Source organism: Caballeronia hypogeia (genome assembly GCF_001544875.2).
In the GTDB taxonomy this organism is placed as follows: domain Bacteria; phylum Pseudomonadota; class Gammaproteobacteria; order Burkholderiales; family Burkholderiaceae; genus Caballeronia; species Caballeronia hypogeia.
The window spans coordinates 26,197-38,987 of the sequence record NZ_FCOA02000006.1 but is presented as its reverse complement, the minus strand read 5'-3'; the positions used below and the strand labels follow the sequence as shown (position 1 = coordinate 38,987).

Genomic DNA, 12,791 nt, shown 5'->3' with positions numbered 1-12,791 from the left:
GAGAAAAATCATGCTTCTGGAAAACAAGGTGGTGGTCGTGACGGGCGGCTCTCGCGGCATCGGGCGCGCCATTGCGCTCGCGAGCGCGCGCGAAGGCGCGGATGTCGCGATCAACTACTGGGGCGACAACGACCGGTCATACGGCAAGGCATCGGCGGTGCAATCGATCGTGAAGGAGATCGAGGCGCTCGGGCGGCGCGCGATCGCCGTCGAAGGCAATGTCGCGGATCACGAGACGGGCAAGGCCTTGATCGCGCGCGCGGTGGAGGCGTTCGGCCACGTCGACGTGCTGTCGAGCAACGCGGGCATCTGCCCGTTTCATGCGTTTCTCGACATGCCGCCATCGGTCTATGAAACGACGGTCGCCGTGAACCTGAACGGCGCGTTCTACGTGACGCAGGCGGCCGCGAACCAGATGAAGGCGCAGGGCACGGGCGGCGCGATCGTCGCGACGAGCTCGATCAGCGCGCTCGTCGGCGGCGGCATGCAGACGCATTACACGCCGACCAAGGCGGGCGTGCATTCGCTGATGCAGTCCTGCGCGATCGCGCTCGGGCCATACGGCATCCGCTGCAATTCGGTGATGCCCGGCACCATCGCCACCGATCTGAACGCCGAAGATCTCGCCGATGAAGCCAAGCGCGCCTATATGGAAAAGCGCATCCCGTTAGGCCGGCTGGGCGCGCCGGACGACGTTGCGCAATGCGTGGTGTTCCTGGCATCGGACCGCGCGCGCTATGTAACGGGCGCGTCCTTGCTCGTCGATGGCGGACTGTTCGTTAATCTTCAATAAAGCTTCAATAACGAGACGTCGCCGAATACTTTCGCAGCAACGCGATGAAGTATTCGGCCGGTTCGCTCAGCGTCTCGAACTTGCGCCGCAACAGGCCGAAGCCCGCCAGGCTCTTGCCGATCTCGATCGGCAGTTCGATCAGCAATTGCGCGCGCAAATAATCGCGCACGACCGATTCCGGCAGCATCGCGACCGCCTCGCTGTTCTGCAGCAGTTGCAAGGTCGCGAAGATCGACGCGCATTCGACGATATCGGCCGGCGTCGTCAGGCCAGCGCGCGCGAGTTCGTCCTCGAACAGGCCGCGCGCGGGACTCGTGATCGGCTGCAGAATCCACGGCCAGCCGACCAGCATGTCCAGCGCCAGCGCGCTCTTTCCTGCGAGCGGATGCCCCGCGCGCACCACGAGGCGCATCGCTTCGCGCGCGAGCGGCTCGAAGTCGAAATCGTTGTGCTGCAAGGGCGTCGTCAGCCGTCCGAGTGCGAGATCCACTTCGCGGCGATGCAGCAACTGCACGACCTGATCGCTCGTCTCGCCGAGAATCCTCACGTTCAGCAGCGGCCGCTCCGATTTCAGTTCGGTGACGGCCATCGCCAGCACGTCGGGCGCGGCGCCCATGATCGCGCCGACGGTCAACTGGCCGTGACCGCCGCGGCGCTTGGCGTCGAGATCGTCGGCGAAGCGCGTGAGATCGGCGAGCGAGCGGCGGGCGTAGGCGAGCGCGGCGGTGCCGAGCGGCGTCGGCTGCATGCCGCGTGCGTTGCGCTCGAATAGCAGAAATCCGAATGCTTCTTCGATGTCGCCGAGCATGCGGCTCGCGCTCGGCTGCGCGACGTTGATCGCCTCGGCCGCCTGATGGAGATTGCGGGCGTCGTCGAGCGCCACCAGCAACGCGAGATGCTTGAACTTCAGGCGATTGACGAGCGCGTTCGGCGACGCGCTCGAAGACACACTGTGGGACACGTTCTGGTTCATTCGACAGTCCGCGTTGAACCGCGCGATGATACCGCGCAGCGATACGTTTTTGCGATCGGCCAATCCTGCATTCGGATTGTCGTGTTATCGGTCGGCGAATTATAGTCGCAGCACAACGAGTCCCGAACACAGGGATTCACCAATCAAAACAAGGCGGGCCGCCATGGAGACAGTGGCATTTCGCATGACCCTGAAGCCGGGCATGCGCGAGGAGTACGAGCGACGCCATCGCGAGATCTGGCCGGAACTGGCCGATGCATTGCGCGCCGCCGGCATTCGCGATTACTGGATCTTTCTCGACGAAGCCACCGGGCATCTGTTCGCGTGCTACAAGCGCACGGACACGCATACGACCGATGCGCTGCCGGCGCTACCCGTCATGCGTAAATGGTGGGACACCATGGCGCCGCTGATGGAGACGCACGCGGATAACTCCCCGGTTGCGGCGCCGCTCGCGCCGGTCTTTCATCTTCCCTGAACCGTTCGCCTCTTTCGCGAGGAGTGCAAGCATGCAGGTCGTCGATCCGCACATTCACCTGTGGGACCTCAAGACGCATCATTACCCGTGGCTTGCGAATCCGCAGACGTCGTTCGTCGGCGACGCGCGCGACTTGCAGCACGATTACCTGCTCGCCGATCTGCTGCGTGATGCCGAAGCCATAAACGTGCTGAAGCTGGTGCATGTCGATGCGAATCACGATCCGGCCGATCCCGTCGAGGAAACGCGCTGGCTGCAAGGCATCGCCGATGGCGAAGGACGCGGCAAGCCGAACGGCATCGTCGCGGGCGCGGACCTTTCGGCGGACAACGCGCCGCAAGTGCTCGAAGCGCATGCCGCGTTCGCCAACACGCGCGGCATTCGTCAGATCCTCAACGTGCATGACGACAAGCGCTACGACTATGTCGGACGGCACTACATGCGCGAGCCGCAATGGCGCAGGCACTTTGCGTTGCTCAAGCGCTTCGGCCTGTCGTTCGATCTGCAACTGTATCCGTCGCAGATGGACGAGGCGGCGCAACTCGCACGCGAGCATGCCGACACGCAGTTCATCGTCAATCATGGCGGCATGTTCGTCGATCGCAATTCGACGAGAGGGTATCGCGCATGGCGAGACGGCATGCGTTCGCTGGCCGCGTGCCCGAACGTCACGGTGAAGCTGAGCGGCTTCGCGATGTTCGATCATGCATGGACCGTCGAGAGCCTTCGTCCTTACGTGCACGAGCTCATCGATACGTTCGGCCATGAACGCGCGATGTTCGCGTCGAACTTTCCGGTGGACCGGCTTTTCGGCTCATACACGGCAATCTGGAACGCGTACGCACAGATCGTGAGCGATGCGAGCGAGAGCGAGAAGCAAGCGCTATTCGTGCGCAACGCCGAACGGATTTATCGCATTTGAGAGGCAAGAGATGACGACGCCACGTCTTGAACTGAGACATGCAAGCAAATCGTTCGGCCGCGTGCGCGCGCTGGGCGACGGAAGCCTTCAGCTTTTCCCCGGCGAAGTTCACGCGCTGCTCGGCGAGAATGGCGCGGGCAAATCGACGCTCGTAAAACTGCTCGCGGGCGTCTATCAACCGGACGCGGGCGAGCTGCTCGTCGAAGGCGTCGCGCGGCGCTTCGCGAATCCGGCGGAAGCGCGCGATGCGGGCATCGCCGTGATCTATCAGGAGCCGACGCTGTTCGCCGATCTTTCGATCGCCGAGAACATCTACATGGGACGGCAGCCGCGCGATCGCTTCGGCCGCATTCGCTACGACGAGATGCATCGCGAAGTCGATGCACTGCTGGCGTCGCTCGGCGTGAGCCTGCGGGCGCAACGGCTGGTGCGCGGGCTTTCCATCGCGGATCAGCAAGTCGTCGAGATCGCCAAGGCATTGTCGCTCGATGCGAACGTGCTGATCATGGACGAGCCGACCGCGGCGCTGTCGCTGCCCGAAGTGGAGCGCCTGTTCACCATCGTGCGTGCGCTGAAGGAGCGCGATGCGGCGATTCTCTTCATCACGCACAGGCTCGATGAAGTGTTCGCGCTGACGCAGCGCATGACGATCATGCGCGACGGCATGAAGGTCTACGACGCGCTCACGGCCGACATGAGTATCGATTCGATCGTGAGCAGGATGGTCGGGCGCGATCTCGACACGTTCTATCCGAAGGCCGATGTCGCGCCCGGCGACGTGCGTCTTTCGGTGCGCAATCTCACGCGCGAAGGCGTGTTCAAGAACGTTTCCTTCGATGTGCGCGCGGGCGAGATCGTCGCGTTGGCGGGGCTGGTCGGCGCGGGGCGCAGCGAAGTGGCGCGCGCGATTTTCGGCATCGACCCGGTCGATGGCGGCGAGGTGAAGATCGCGGGCAGGAAGCTCGCGCTGGGTCATCCGGCGGCGGCCGTGCGCGCGGGTCTTGCGCTCGTGCCCGAGGACCGGCGCGCGCAAGGGCTCGCACTGGAACTGAGCATCGCGCGCAATGCGTCGCTGACCGTGCTCGGCCGGCTGGTGCGGCACGGGCTCATCACGGCGAGAAGCGAATCCACGCTCGCCGCCGACTGGGGCAAGCGCCTGCGCCTGAAGGCCAGCGATCTCGATGCACCCGTGGGCACGTTGTCGGGCGGCAATCAGCAGAAGGTCGTGCTCGGCAAGTGGCTTGCGACGAACCCGAAGGTGCTGATCATCGACGAACCGACGCGCGGCATCGACGTGGGCGCGAAAGCAGAGGTGTATCGCACGCTCGCGGAGCTGGTGAAGGACGGCATGGCCGTGCTGATGATTTCGAGCGAGTTGCCCGAGGTGCTCGGCATGGCGGATCGCGTGCTCGTAATGCACGAAGGGCGCATCAGCGCGGATATCGCCCGCGCCGATGCGAATGAAGAACGGGTGATGGGCGCCGCCCTGGGCGCATCGCCTTCACTGGGACGCGCAGCATGATGACACGACACTCTCCCACGCTACCCGCAATGCCGCCGACCGAAACCAAGCGTGAAAGCCTCGCGGTCTCGATCGCGAAGAGCCGCGAATTGACGCTGTTCATCGTGCTGCTCGTATTGATCGGCGCGACGGCGACGGTCAAACCCGACTTCCTGAACCTGCAGAATCTGCGCGACGTGCTGCTCAACGTCTCGATCATCGGCTTGCTGACGGCCGGCATGACGATCGTGATGCTGATGCGGCATATCGATCTGTCGGTCGCGTCGATCGTCGGCGTGAGCGCGTACGCGGTCGGCAGCCTGTTCGTCATGTTCCCGCATATGCCGGTGATCGTCGCGATGCTCGCGGGCGTCGGCATCGGCCTGGCGATCGGCGCACTGAACGGCGCGCTCGTCACGTTCGGCCGCGTGCCGTCGCTCGTCGCCACGCTCTCGACGCTGTATATCGTGCGCGGCGCGGATTACGCATGGGTGCACGGCGGTCAGATCAACGCGACCAGCCTGCCAGATGCGTTCGCGTCCATCGCGACCGGTTCGCTGCTTGGCGTGCCGAATCTCGTGTTGATCGCGCTGGTCGTGCTGATTGCGTTGTCGGTGTATCTGAAGCAGTATCGCGGCGGACGCGAGCATTACGCGATCGGCTCGAATCCGGAAGCCGCGCGTCTCGCGGGCATTCGCGTGGATCGCCGCGTGCTGATCGGCTTTCTGTTGTCGGGCGCCATTGCGGGACTCGCGGGCGTGCTGTGGCTCGCGCGCTTCGGCACCGTCGACGCCAGCACGGCGAAAGGCATCGAGCTGCAAGTGGTGGCGGCCGCGGTCGTGGGCAGCGTCGCGATCACGGGCGGCGTCGGCACGATCGCGGGCGCGACGCTCGGTGCACTCGTACTCGGCGTCATCAATATCGCACTGGTGGTGTTGCGCGTGTCGCCGTTCTGGCAGCAGGCGATTCAAGGCGCGCTGATCGTCGCGGCGATCACGCTCGATACGTTGCTCGCGCGCTCGGTCGCGCGCCGCATGATGAGGAAACGCGATCATGGCTAAACCCGATTCGGCTCTTTCCACGACCCGCCGTCGTCACCTGCAATGGGAAGCGATGCTCGGCATCGTGCTCGTGATTTCGCTCGTCGGCGGGCGCGTGCTGTCGCCGCTGTTTCTCTCGGCGGCGAACATCTCGAACATGCTGGCCGACTTCACCGAGATCGCACTCATCGCGCTGCCGATGACGCTCATCATCGTCGCGGCGGAGATCGATTTGTCGGTGGCGTCGGTGCTCGGTGCATCGAGCGCGCTGATGGGCGTGCTGTGGCACATGGGCTTGCCGATGCCGCTCGTGATCGTCCTCGTGCTGCTGTTCGGAACGCTCGCGGGCCTGCTCAACGGCCTCGTGGTCGTGCGCTTCAACTTGCCTTCGCTCGCGGTGACCATCGGCACATTGGCGCTGTTTCGCGGTCTCGCTTACGTGCTGCTCGGCGATCAGGCGATTGCGGATTTCCCGGCGGCGTACACGGCGTTCGGGATCAACACGATAGGCGATACCTTTTTGCCGATGCCGTTCATCCTGGTGATTGCCGGCGCGATCGTCTTCACCATGCTGCTGCAGGCGACGCCTTTCGGCCGCAGCCTCTTCGCGATCGGTGCGAACCCGACCGCCGCGCAATTCTCCGGCATCGATGTGGGCAGAACCAAGCTCAAGCTCTTCATGATGTCGGGCGGGATGGCGGCGCTCGCAGGCATCGTCTACACGCTGCGCTTCACGAGCGCGCGTGGCGACAACGGCGAAGGCTTCGAGCTGTCCGTGATCGCGGCGGTGCTGTTCGGCGGCGTGAGCATCTTCGGCGGACGCGGCTCGATGATCGGCGTGCTGCTGTCGCTCGTCATCATCGGCGTGCTGCGCAATGCGCTGACGCTCGCGGACGTATCGAGCGAAACCTTGACCATCGTGACCGGCGCGCTGCTGCTCTCGTCGGTGCTGATTCCGAATCTCGTCGCGCGCTGGCGGGCCGCGCGCGAAAAGCGTCTGATGGCGCAGACGCTTTGATGTGCCGCTTTTGCCGTGCTCGTTGATGATAACCAGCGCAAGGGCTTGCTCGACTCACAAGTCCGCGCGCAATGACAGGAGACTTTACGACATGAACAAACCCATTCGATTCCTGCGCGGCCCGGTGCTGGCGGCGGCCTTTCTCGCCGCGACCGTCGCGCTTTCGGCGAGCGCCGCCGATATCAAGAGCGGCCTGAAGATCGCCTTCGTGCCGAAGCAGATCAACAACCCGTACGAAGTGATCGCCGACGATGGCGGCATGGCCGCGATCAAGGAAATGAAGGGCGATGGCAAGGTGGTGGGGCCATCGGATGCGGGCGCGTCGTCGCAGGTGAGTTATATCAATACGCTGATCACGCAGCGGCAGAACGCGATCGTGATCGCCGCGAACGACGCCAACGCGGTCGTGCCGTATCTGAAGAAGGCGATGTCGCAGGGCATCAAGGTCGTGACCTTCGACTCGGATACCGCGCCGGACGGGCGGCAGATTTTCGTCAATCAGGCGGATTCGGAAGCGATCGGGCGAGGGCAGATCCAGTTGTTGTCGAAGCTGATCGGCGGCGAGGGCGAGTTCGCGATCTTGTCGGCCACGCCGAATGCGACGAACCAGAATACCTGGATCAAATGGATGCAGGAGGAGCTCAAGAAGCCCGAGTATTCGAAAATGAAGCTCGTGAAGATCGCTTACGGCAATGATGACGATCAGAAGTCCTTTGTCGAGACACAGGGCCTGTTGCAGGCTTATCCGAACCTGAAGGGGATCGTTGCGCCGACTTCGGTCGGGATCGCGGCGGCGGCGCGCTATATCCAGAGTTCGCCGGCGAAGGGCAAGGTCGTGGTGACCGGGCTCGGCACGCCGAACCAGATGCGCGCGTTCGTGAAGAACGGCACGGTCAAGGCGTTCCAGTTGTGGGATCCGGGTCAACTGGGTTATCTGGCGGCGTTCGCGGCGGCCAATCTGGCGTCGGGGACGATCACCGGCAAGGAAGGCGATTCGTTCGATGCGGGCAAGCTGGGCAAGCGGACGGTGGGCAAGAGCGGGGAAGTGATTCTCGGGCCGCCGACCACGTTCGATTCGGCGAATATCGACAACTTTAATTTTTGAGGCGGGCGCGGTTGAAAGGGAAAGCGGAACGCTCGGAGGGGCGTTCCGCTTTTTTGCTGGCTGCCGATTTTTTGTCGCGACGGGAAAGGCGTTATCGATCAGCGGGTTAGTGCGGTCATTCGGATGCTGTCCACAGGGCTCTCCACAGAAACTGTGGATATCTTCTGGCGTCCACCACGCGCGCTTACTTCACCGCCTGCCCAGCCCTCAAAACCTGCACCGCCGTCGCCGACTCGAATCGCGCGTGCACCATATCGCCCTTCTTCAGCCCGGCGAGCGGCACATCCGGCGCGACCTGAAGCGTCACGGTCCGATTCGGCCCGCGCAACGTCACGCGGCGATGCTTCGCGTCGACGTTCTGGATCGTCGCGATCACCTCGGTTACCTGCGCCTGCGCCGCCACGCCGCCCGACGCGGGAATCGTCGCCTCGGTATCGATGCGCTCGCGGATGCCATTGGACTTCACCTTGGTCGCGCTCACGAGCATTGCGGCGCGATACTCGATGTTCACCGTATCGCCGAGCTGAAGCTTCTTGACATCGCCGACTTCGGGATTCACCTCCACATCGACGACGCGTCCCTCCGGCCCCTGCAACGACACGCTGTTGGTCGCGGGATCGATGCCGACCACGCGCGCCTGCACCTGCGCGATGGCCGCCGCGCCGCGCGCGGTCGGTGCGGACGCGGCATCGTCGGCGGATGCGCTGCCGATCGCGCCGAATGTGCCGAAAGCGAGCGCCACGCAGGCCACGACGGTCTTGATCGAACGATACGAAGTTTGAGTTGACGAGCGAAACATGCCTTCCCTCCTTGTCTTCAAGTTGTTCCAAGCAAAATTAAGCACTTGCTCAGCGGCGCGATTTCGACAACAAATGCCCCAGCCCGAGATTGGTGGCGATCTGCCAGATGTAGACGCGCGAGTAGCGCACGCCGTAGCGCTTCTCGATCAGCTCGCGCAACCGCGCATTGGTCCATGCATCGCTCTCGAAGCCATGTTGGCGTGCCGGTGCCTGCAAGGCCGCGGCAATCCATTCGAGCGCCTCGCGATCCAGGACCGACGCTCGGCCGCCGACACCCATCTTCGCGAGCGCATCGAGACCGCCTTCGGAGACGATCGCCTTGTAGCGCCGCACCGTCTGCACCGACAGATGCAACTGCTCGGCCACCGCTTCGACCGACTCGCCCTCGAGCAGCATGCGGCCAGCCGTCATGCGTCGCACGACGCTCGGCAGTGTGTCGGGACGGGAGAGCATGGCGCGCGCCGCTCGATCGTTCGGATTGCGTTCGATTGCCCGGTACGTCATGCGCGGCGTCGCGATGCGGGCGCGCCGGCGGATTCCCGGTGTCGTACCGGTCGATGCGCGTGAGCGATGTATGCAACGTTGCGGCGTCCGTATGCGTTCATGCGTGCCCCCTTGTCGAATGGAGACGGCGGGACTTGATCGGGCGTGCTTGACGTCAGGTCGATGCGCGGCTCGCGTGTGTGAGCCGACTGACAGAGATGTACCAATAAACGTTTTCAGGCTCGATGGGCAACCATCGCCGAAAATTTTTTGGCCTTGATTAATCTCGGTGAATTGCCTATGAAAGCTGCCAATAGGCAGCAATAGGCGTCGTCACGCAGCGCAAGGCGGCGCGACGATGCGTGGCGTGCAATGCTGCGCGCCTGAGTTTCGACGTGTGATCGACTCGATCCATGCATGCGCGTACAGGACAAGATTCACCACGCGCTCGCGCGTTGTGGCGCGAGCGCGGATGGCGGTGTCATTCGCGAAGCGGCGCGAACCGTGCGAAATCCTCAAACGCGATAGAACTCGATGTCCTGACCGGCGTGCACGGCACGCTTGAGCCACTCGGGCATGTCGCCGAGTCCGTCCCAGGTGTCGCCACTCGCGTTGCGGAATATCGGCCCGACGCCGTTCGACGCTTGCGGCAGGGAAGGCAATTGCGGCATGGGCCGTTTTGCCTTGGGCGCGCCATGTGCCCCGTTGGTCCTGGTTTTGGTGAAGGAGGGCGGCGGAGTTTCCGCCGGCGCTTCGGCCAGTGCTTCAGCCAACGCTCTTTCCGTAATGCCGAACTCAGCCATTCGGCTGCGCAAATACGCGATGATGCTGTCTCGCTTTCTTTCGTCCACGGCTTTCCTGATTCAGCTTTTTGATTTTCAGATGACGAACCGATACCCCGCGCGGACCGGGGCGGTTCGAAGACTTGAATATATGTGTTTTATGAAGCCTGACGCAGCGCATGCCTCGCGTCAATTAGTGTATTTACCGCACACCTATTAATTCGCCCTGTGGCTTTGCCGAGCCAGCTTTCGCTTTAACACCGGCATTCGCCAAAAAGCGAACGTTCGCCCGCCGGAGCGTCGTCGTGACGGACGCGCGCACGAATGCACGCGGGAAGCCACGCCGGGGAGCCACGAACCACCGAAGGCGAAGCCGCTGCCGTCCATGAAGCGTGACGGCGAAAACCTCGCATAACGATATTGTATGCTGCTTATCGCAACTGTTAAATCGTTTTAACGACTGTGTTGTTCTCCCGGTAATTCCGCACCATGCGCGCGAATGGCGGCAATCAGTTCCGCTGGCGTAATTTCATAACGCACTTCGCGGTGAATGCCGGGTTTGCGCTCGTCGATTTCGATCAGCAGGACGGCTTTGCCGTCGGCTGCCGGTTCGAGACGCAGCGAACGCACTTCCTGTCCACTCGCCTCGTCGTATTCCGTCAGGAGCGTCATGGCGCCGGTGGCGGCGCTTCTCGGCATCGACATTCTTCCTCCCGTCTTGCGACGTAATTGTTGTAGTTTCGCCGCACCGTCCGGCGGCGTACACGAGATTCGGGCGCGCTACATGAGGTTTCGGCTTGGCGAATGAAGCGGACGCGAAGGGAGCCGCGGCCCGCGGCTCCCTCCGGTGTCTCATTATTGCCTGTCAAAAGCGGGTGCGTCCAGAGTGAGAGACGACGGAAGGAATTACGATCGTGCGTTCGTCACGTGCGCGGACCGAGCGCGTCGCGGGCGTGGCTCGCGATTTCGAACGAGCGCAGGCGGGCCTGATGATCGAAAATCTGTGCGGTCACGATCAGCTCGTCCGCCTGCGTCTGGTCGATGAGGGAGCGCAGGCCGGCCTCCACATCGGCTTGCGTGCCGACTACGGAGCACGCGAGCGAGTGCTCGACGCCCGCGCGTTCGGCGTCCGTCCACGCGATCGATTCCACCGGCGGCGGCAACTGGCCGGGCGTCCCGCGCCGCAGATTGATGAACTGCTGCTGCAGCGACGTGAAGAGAAAGCGCGCTTCGTCCGCGGTTTCGGCGGCGAATACATTTACGCCGACCATCGCGTAGGGCTTTTTCAGGGTGGCGGACGGCCGGAATTGCGCGCGATAAACCTCGAGCGCGGTAAGGAGATAATCCGGCGCGAAATGCGATGCGAACGCAAACGGCAACCCGAGCGCGGCAGCCAGTTGCGCTGAAAAGAGCGATGAGCCCAGCAGCCAGACCGGCACATGCAGGCCGGCGCCGGGCACCGCGCGCACGCGCTGGCCTTCGACCGGATCGGCGAAATAGCGTTGCAGTTCGACCACATCGTCGGGGAACGATTCGGCGCTGCCGTGCAGCTCGCGGCGCAGCGCCCGCGCGGTGGTCTGGTCGGTGCCGGGCGCGCGTCCGAGTCCGAGATCGATGCGCCCCGGAAACAGCGACGCGAGCGTGCCGAACTGCTCGGCGATCACGAGCGGCGCGTGATTCGGCAGCATGATCCCGCCGGAACCGACGCGAATCGTCTTCGTGCCCGCCGCGATATGGCCGATGACGACCGCCGTCGCCGCGCTGGCGATGCCCGTCATGTTGTGATGTTCCGCGAGCCAGTAACGCTGGTAGCCCCAGCGTTCCGCGTGCTGCGCGAGATCGAGGGAATGGGCGAAGGCGTCGGCGGGCGTCGAGCCGACCGGCACCGGGGAGAGGTCGAGTAGCGAGAAGGGGATCATTGCGGCTTTCCAAAAGCGTGACGGCGCGTGGCGCACACACGGCGCGGCGCCCAGGCCACGCGCTGAAAAAACCGATTGTGCCGAAACTCCGGAAAATCTGCCGAAACGGGCCGGTGCCAATGGCTTCAGGCGAGCCGCGGATAGCCTTGCGCGATGGCCTCGCGCTCGTAATCGAGGATCGGCGCGTATTCCGCCTGCGTGCGTTTCACCACGCCTTTCAGGCGCAGCCGACGAGCCAGCGCGGTGTCTTGCGCCAGCGCATTGGCGAGGGCGCGGCGTAGTGTATCGATCGATTCCGGCGGCGCGTGCATCGACGTGATGAACGGCAGCGCGCTCGTCTCGGCCGTGGTGCCGATCACGCGCACGTCCGCCGCCAGCTCCGGCAGATGCGACTGCGCGAAGGAAAAGGTGACGCAATCGATCGCGGCGATGTCCGCGCGCCGTTCCGCGAGCGCGCGCAGCGACGCGAGGTGTGCGCCGCTTTTCGCCACCGACGCGAAGAATCGTCCGTCTTGCGCGAGCGGAGCCACCGCGTGGCGCAACAGGTTCATGCCGCTGTTGGAGTCGTCGTCGTTATAGACGGCGCGCAGGCCGCGGCAGGCGTCGATGGATCGCGCCTCGACGTGCGCCCCCGCGACGATCACGCTGCGATAGTTGCCGTCCGCGCAGCCGGGTGCATCGAAATCAGGCGTGGCGACGAGCCGTACGCGATCCGCCAGCGCGTGCACGAGCGGATAGCCGCAGGTCTGCGACAGCAGCGTATCGTCGCGTAGCCAGTAGGCCGTGAGATCCGGCCCCGGATCGACCAGTTCGAGCGCGTCGCCGCGCGCGTCGAGCCAGGGCGCGATATTCCGCCGAACGCATTCGAGCAGCGCGCGCCAGTCCGCCGCGAGCGCGGGCGTGACGTTGTACATTGGCAGGGCGGCGGTCCAGTGCATCGCGCGAGCGGGAGATAAGCGAACGATTTCGAATCGTAC

14 protein-coding genes are annotated in these 12,791 nt (G+C 64.0%); 7 read left to right on the top strand and 7 right to left on the bottom strand.

What is annotated here, in order from left to right; all coding sequences use genetic code 11:
• Positions 1 to 10 precede the first annotated feature (10 nt).
• Positions 11 to 793: an L-rhamnose 1-dehydrogenase Lra1 gene (gene lra1 / locus AWB79_RS11965; protein WP_061167642.1), complete on the top strand. Its 783-nt coding sequence runs from the start codon at positions 11 to 13 to the stop codon at positions 791 to 793.
• A 4-nt stretch (positions 794 to 797) separates the two neighbouring features.
• Here the strand turns inward: lra1 and AWB79_RS11960 are convergent, their stop codons facing one another.
• Positions 798 to 1,766: a LysR family transcriptional regulator gene (locus tag AWB79_RS11960; RefSeq protein WP_374728539.1), complete on the bottom strand. Its 969-nt coding sequence runs from the start codon at positions 1,764 to 1,766 to the stop codon at positions 798 to 800.
• 163 nt (positions 1,767 to 1,929) lie between these two features.
• On the opposite strand from AWB79_RS11960, the gene rhaM reads away from it, so the two are divergent.
• The 6 genes from rhaM to rhaS all read left to right on the top strand — a co-directional run bounded on the left by rhaM (position 1,930) and on the right by rhaS (position 7,830).
• Complete coding sequence (rhaM, locus tag AWB79_RS11955) at positions 1,930 to 2,244, top strand: L-rhamnose mutarotase (RefSeq protein WP_061167641.1); 315 nt, start codon at positions 1,930 to 1,932, stop codon at positions 2,242 to 2,244.
• 31 nt (positions 2,245 to 2,275) lie between these two features.
• On the top strand, positions 2,276 to 3,166 hold the full coding sequence (locus AWB79_RS11950; RefSeq protein ID WP_061167640.1) for an amidohydrolase family protein: 891 nt from the start codon (positions 2,276 to 2,278) through the stop codon (positions 3,164 to 3,166).
• A 10-nt stretch (positions 3,167 to 3,176) separates the two neighbouring features.
• Positions 3,177 to 4,688 (top strand): sugar ABC transporter ATP-binding protein, encoded by a 1,512-nt coding sequence (locus tag AWB79_RS11945; RefSeq protein WP_061167639.1) that lies wholly within the window; start codon positions 3,177 to 3,179, stop codon positions 4,686 to 4,688.
• Positions 4,688 to 5,728, top strand: a complete 1,041-nt coding sequence (locus tag AWB79_RS11940; protein WP_061167822.1) for an ABC transporter permease — start codon at positions 4,688 to 4,690, stop codon at positions 5,726 to 5,728. Before AWB79_RS11945 ends, AWB79_RS11940 begins: the two co-directional genes overlap by 1 nt.
• Positions 5,721 to 6,725: an ABC transporter permease gene (locus AWB79_RS11935; protein WP_061167638.1), complete on the top strand. Its 1,005-nt coding sequence runs from the start codon at positions 5,721 to 5,723 to the stop codon at positions 6,723 to 6,725. Before AWB79_RS11940 ends, AWB79_RS11935 begins: the two co-directional genes overlap by 8 nt.
• A 91-nt stretch (positions 6,726 to 6,816) precedes the next feature.
• Positions 6,817 to 7,830, top strand: coding sequence for a rhamnose ABC transporter substrate-binding protein (gene rhaS / locus AWB79_RS11930; RefSeq protein ID WP_061167637.1), 1,014 nt, complete (start codon positions 6,817 to 6,819; stop codon positions 7,828 to 7,830).
• Between the two features lie 184 nt (positions 7,831 to 8,014).
• On the opposite strand, the gene AWB79_RS11925 is transcribed toward rhaS, so the two are convergent.
• From AWB79_RS11925 to AWB79_RS11895, 6 genes are all read right to left on the bottom strand, one after another.
• Complete coding sequence (locus AWB79_RS11925; protein ID WP_061167636.1) at positions 8,015 to 8,629, bottom strand: hypothetical protein; 615 nt, start codon at positions 8,627 to 8,629, stop codon at positions 8,015 to 8,017.
• A 49-nt stretch (positions 8,630 to 8,678) separates the two neighbouring features.
• Positions 8,679 to 9,134: a helix-turn-helix domain-containing protein gene (locus AWB79_RS11920; RefSeq protein ID WP_232470884.1), complete on the bottom strand. Its 456-nt coding sequence runs from the start codon at positions 9,132 to 9,134 to the stop codon at positions 8,679 to 8,681.
• A 494-nt stretch (positions 9,135 to 9,628) separates the two neighbouring features.
• Complete coding sequence (locus AWB79_RS11910) at positions 9,629 to 9,964, bottom strand: H-NS family nucleoid-associated regulatory protein (RefSeq protein WP_061167634.1); 336 nt, start codon at positions 9,962 to 9,964, stop codon at positions 9,629 to 9,631.
• Positions 9,965 to 10,348: 384 nt separating this feature from the next.
• Positions 10,349 to 10,594: a hypothetical protein gene (locus AWB79_RS11905; protein ID WP_035969404.1), complete on the bottom strand. Its 246-nt coding sequence runs from the start codon at positions 10,592 to 10,594 to the stop codon at positions 10,349 to 10,351.
• 224 nt (positions 10,595 to 10,818) lie between these two features.
• On the bottom strand, positions 10,819 to 11,814 hold the full coding sequence (locus AWB79_RS11900; protein ID WP_061167633.1) for a luciferase-like monooxygenase: 996 nt from the start codon (positions 11,812 to 11,814) through the stop codon (positions 10,819 to 10,821).
• Positions 11,815 to 11,939: 125 nt separating this feature from the next.
• Positions 11,940 to 12,752 (bottom strand): phosphate/phosphite/phosphonate ABC transporter substrate-binding protein, encoded by an 813-nt coding sequence (locus AWB79_RS11895; RefSeq protein ID WP_061167632.1) that lies wholly within the window; start codon positions 12,750 to 12,752, stop codon positions 11,940 to 11,942.
• Between the last annotated feature and the right edge of the window lie 39 nt (positions 12,753 to 12,791).

Excerpts from the sequence above, each read along its gene's own strand:
- lra1 (WP_061167642.1), top strand. The coding sequence starts at position 11 with ATGCTTCTGGAAAACAAGGTGGTGGTCGTGACGGGCGGCTCTCGCGGC.
- AWB79_RS11960 (WP_374728539.1), bottom strand. The coding sequence starts at position 1,766 with ATGAACCAGAACGTGTCCCACAGTGTGTCTTCGAGCGCGTCGCCGAAC.
- rhaM (WP_061167641.1), top strand. The coding sequence starts at position 1,930 with ATGGAGACAGTGGCATTTCGCATGACCCTGAAGCCGGGCATGCGCGAG.
- AWB79_RS11950 (WP_061167640.1), top strand. The coding sequence starts at position 2,276 with ATGCAGGTCGTCGATCCGCACATTCACCTGTGGGACCTCAAGACGCAT.
- AWB79_RS11945 (WP_061167639.1), top strand. The coding sequence starts at position 3,177 with ATGACGACGCCACGTCTTGAACTGAGACATGCAAGCAAATCGTTCGGC.
- AWB79_RS11940 (WP_061167822.1), top strand. The coding sequence starts at position 4,688 with ATGACACGACACTCTCCCACGCTACCCGCAATGCCGCCGACCGAAACC.
- AWB79_RS11935 (WP_061167638.1), top strand. The coding sequence starts at position 5,721 with ATGGCTAAACCCGATTCGGCTCTTTCCACGACCCGCCGTCGTCACCTG.
- rhaS (WP_061167637.1), top strand. The coding sequence starts at position 6,817 with ATGAACAAACCCATTCGATTCCTGCGCGGCCCGGTGCTGGCGGCGGCC.
- AWB79_RS11925 (WP_061167636.1), bottom strand. The coding sequence starts at position 8,629 with ATGTTTCGCTCGTCAACTCAAACTTCGTATCGTTCGATCAAGACCGTC.
- AWB79_RS11920 (WP_232470884.1), bottom strand. The coding sequence starts at position 9,134 with ATGACGTACCGGGCAATCGAACGCAATCCGAACGATCGAGCGGCGCGC.
- AWB79_RS11905 (WP_035969404.1), bottom strand. The coding sequence starts at position 10,594 with ATGCCGAGAAGCGCCGCCACCGGCGCCATGACGCTCCTGACGGAATAC.
- AWB79_RS11900 (WP_061167633.1), bottom strand. The coding sequence starts at position 11,814 with ATGATCCCCTTCTCGCTACTCGACCTCTCCCCGGTGCCGGTCGGCTCG.
- AWB79_RS11895 (WP_061167632.1), bottom strand. The coding sequence starts at position 12,752 with ATGCACTGGACCGCCGCCCTGCCAATGTACAACGTCACGCCCGCGCTC.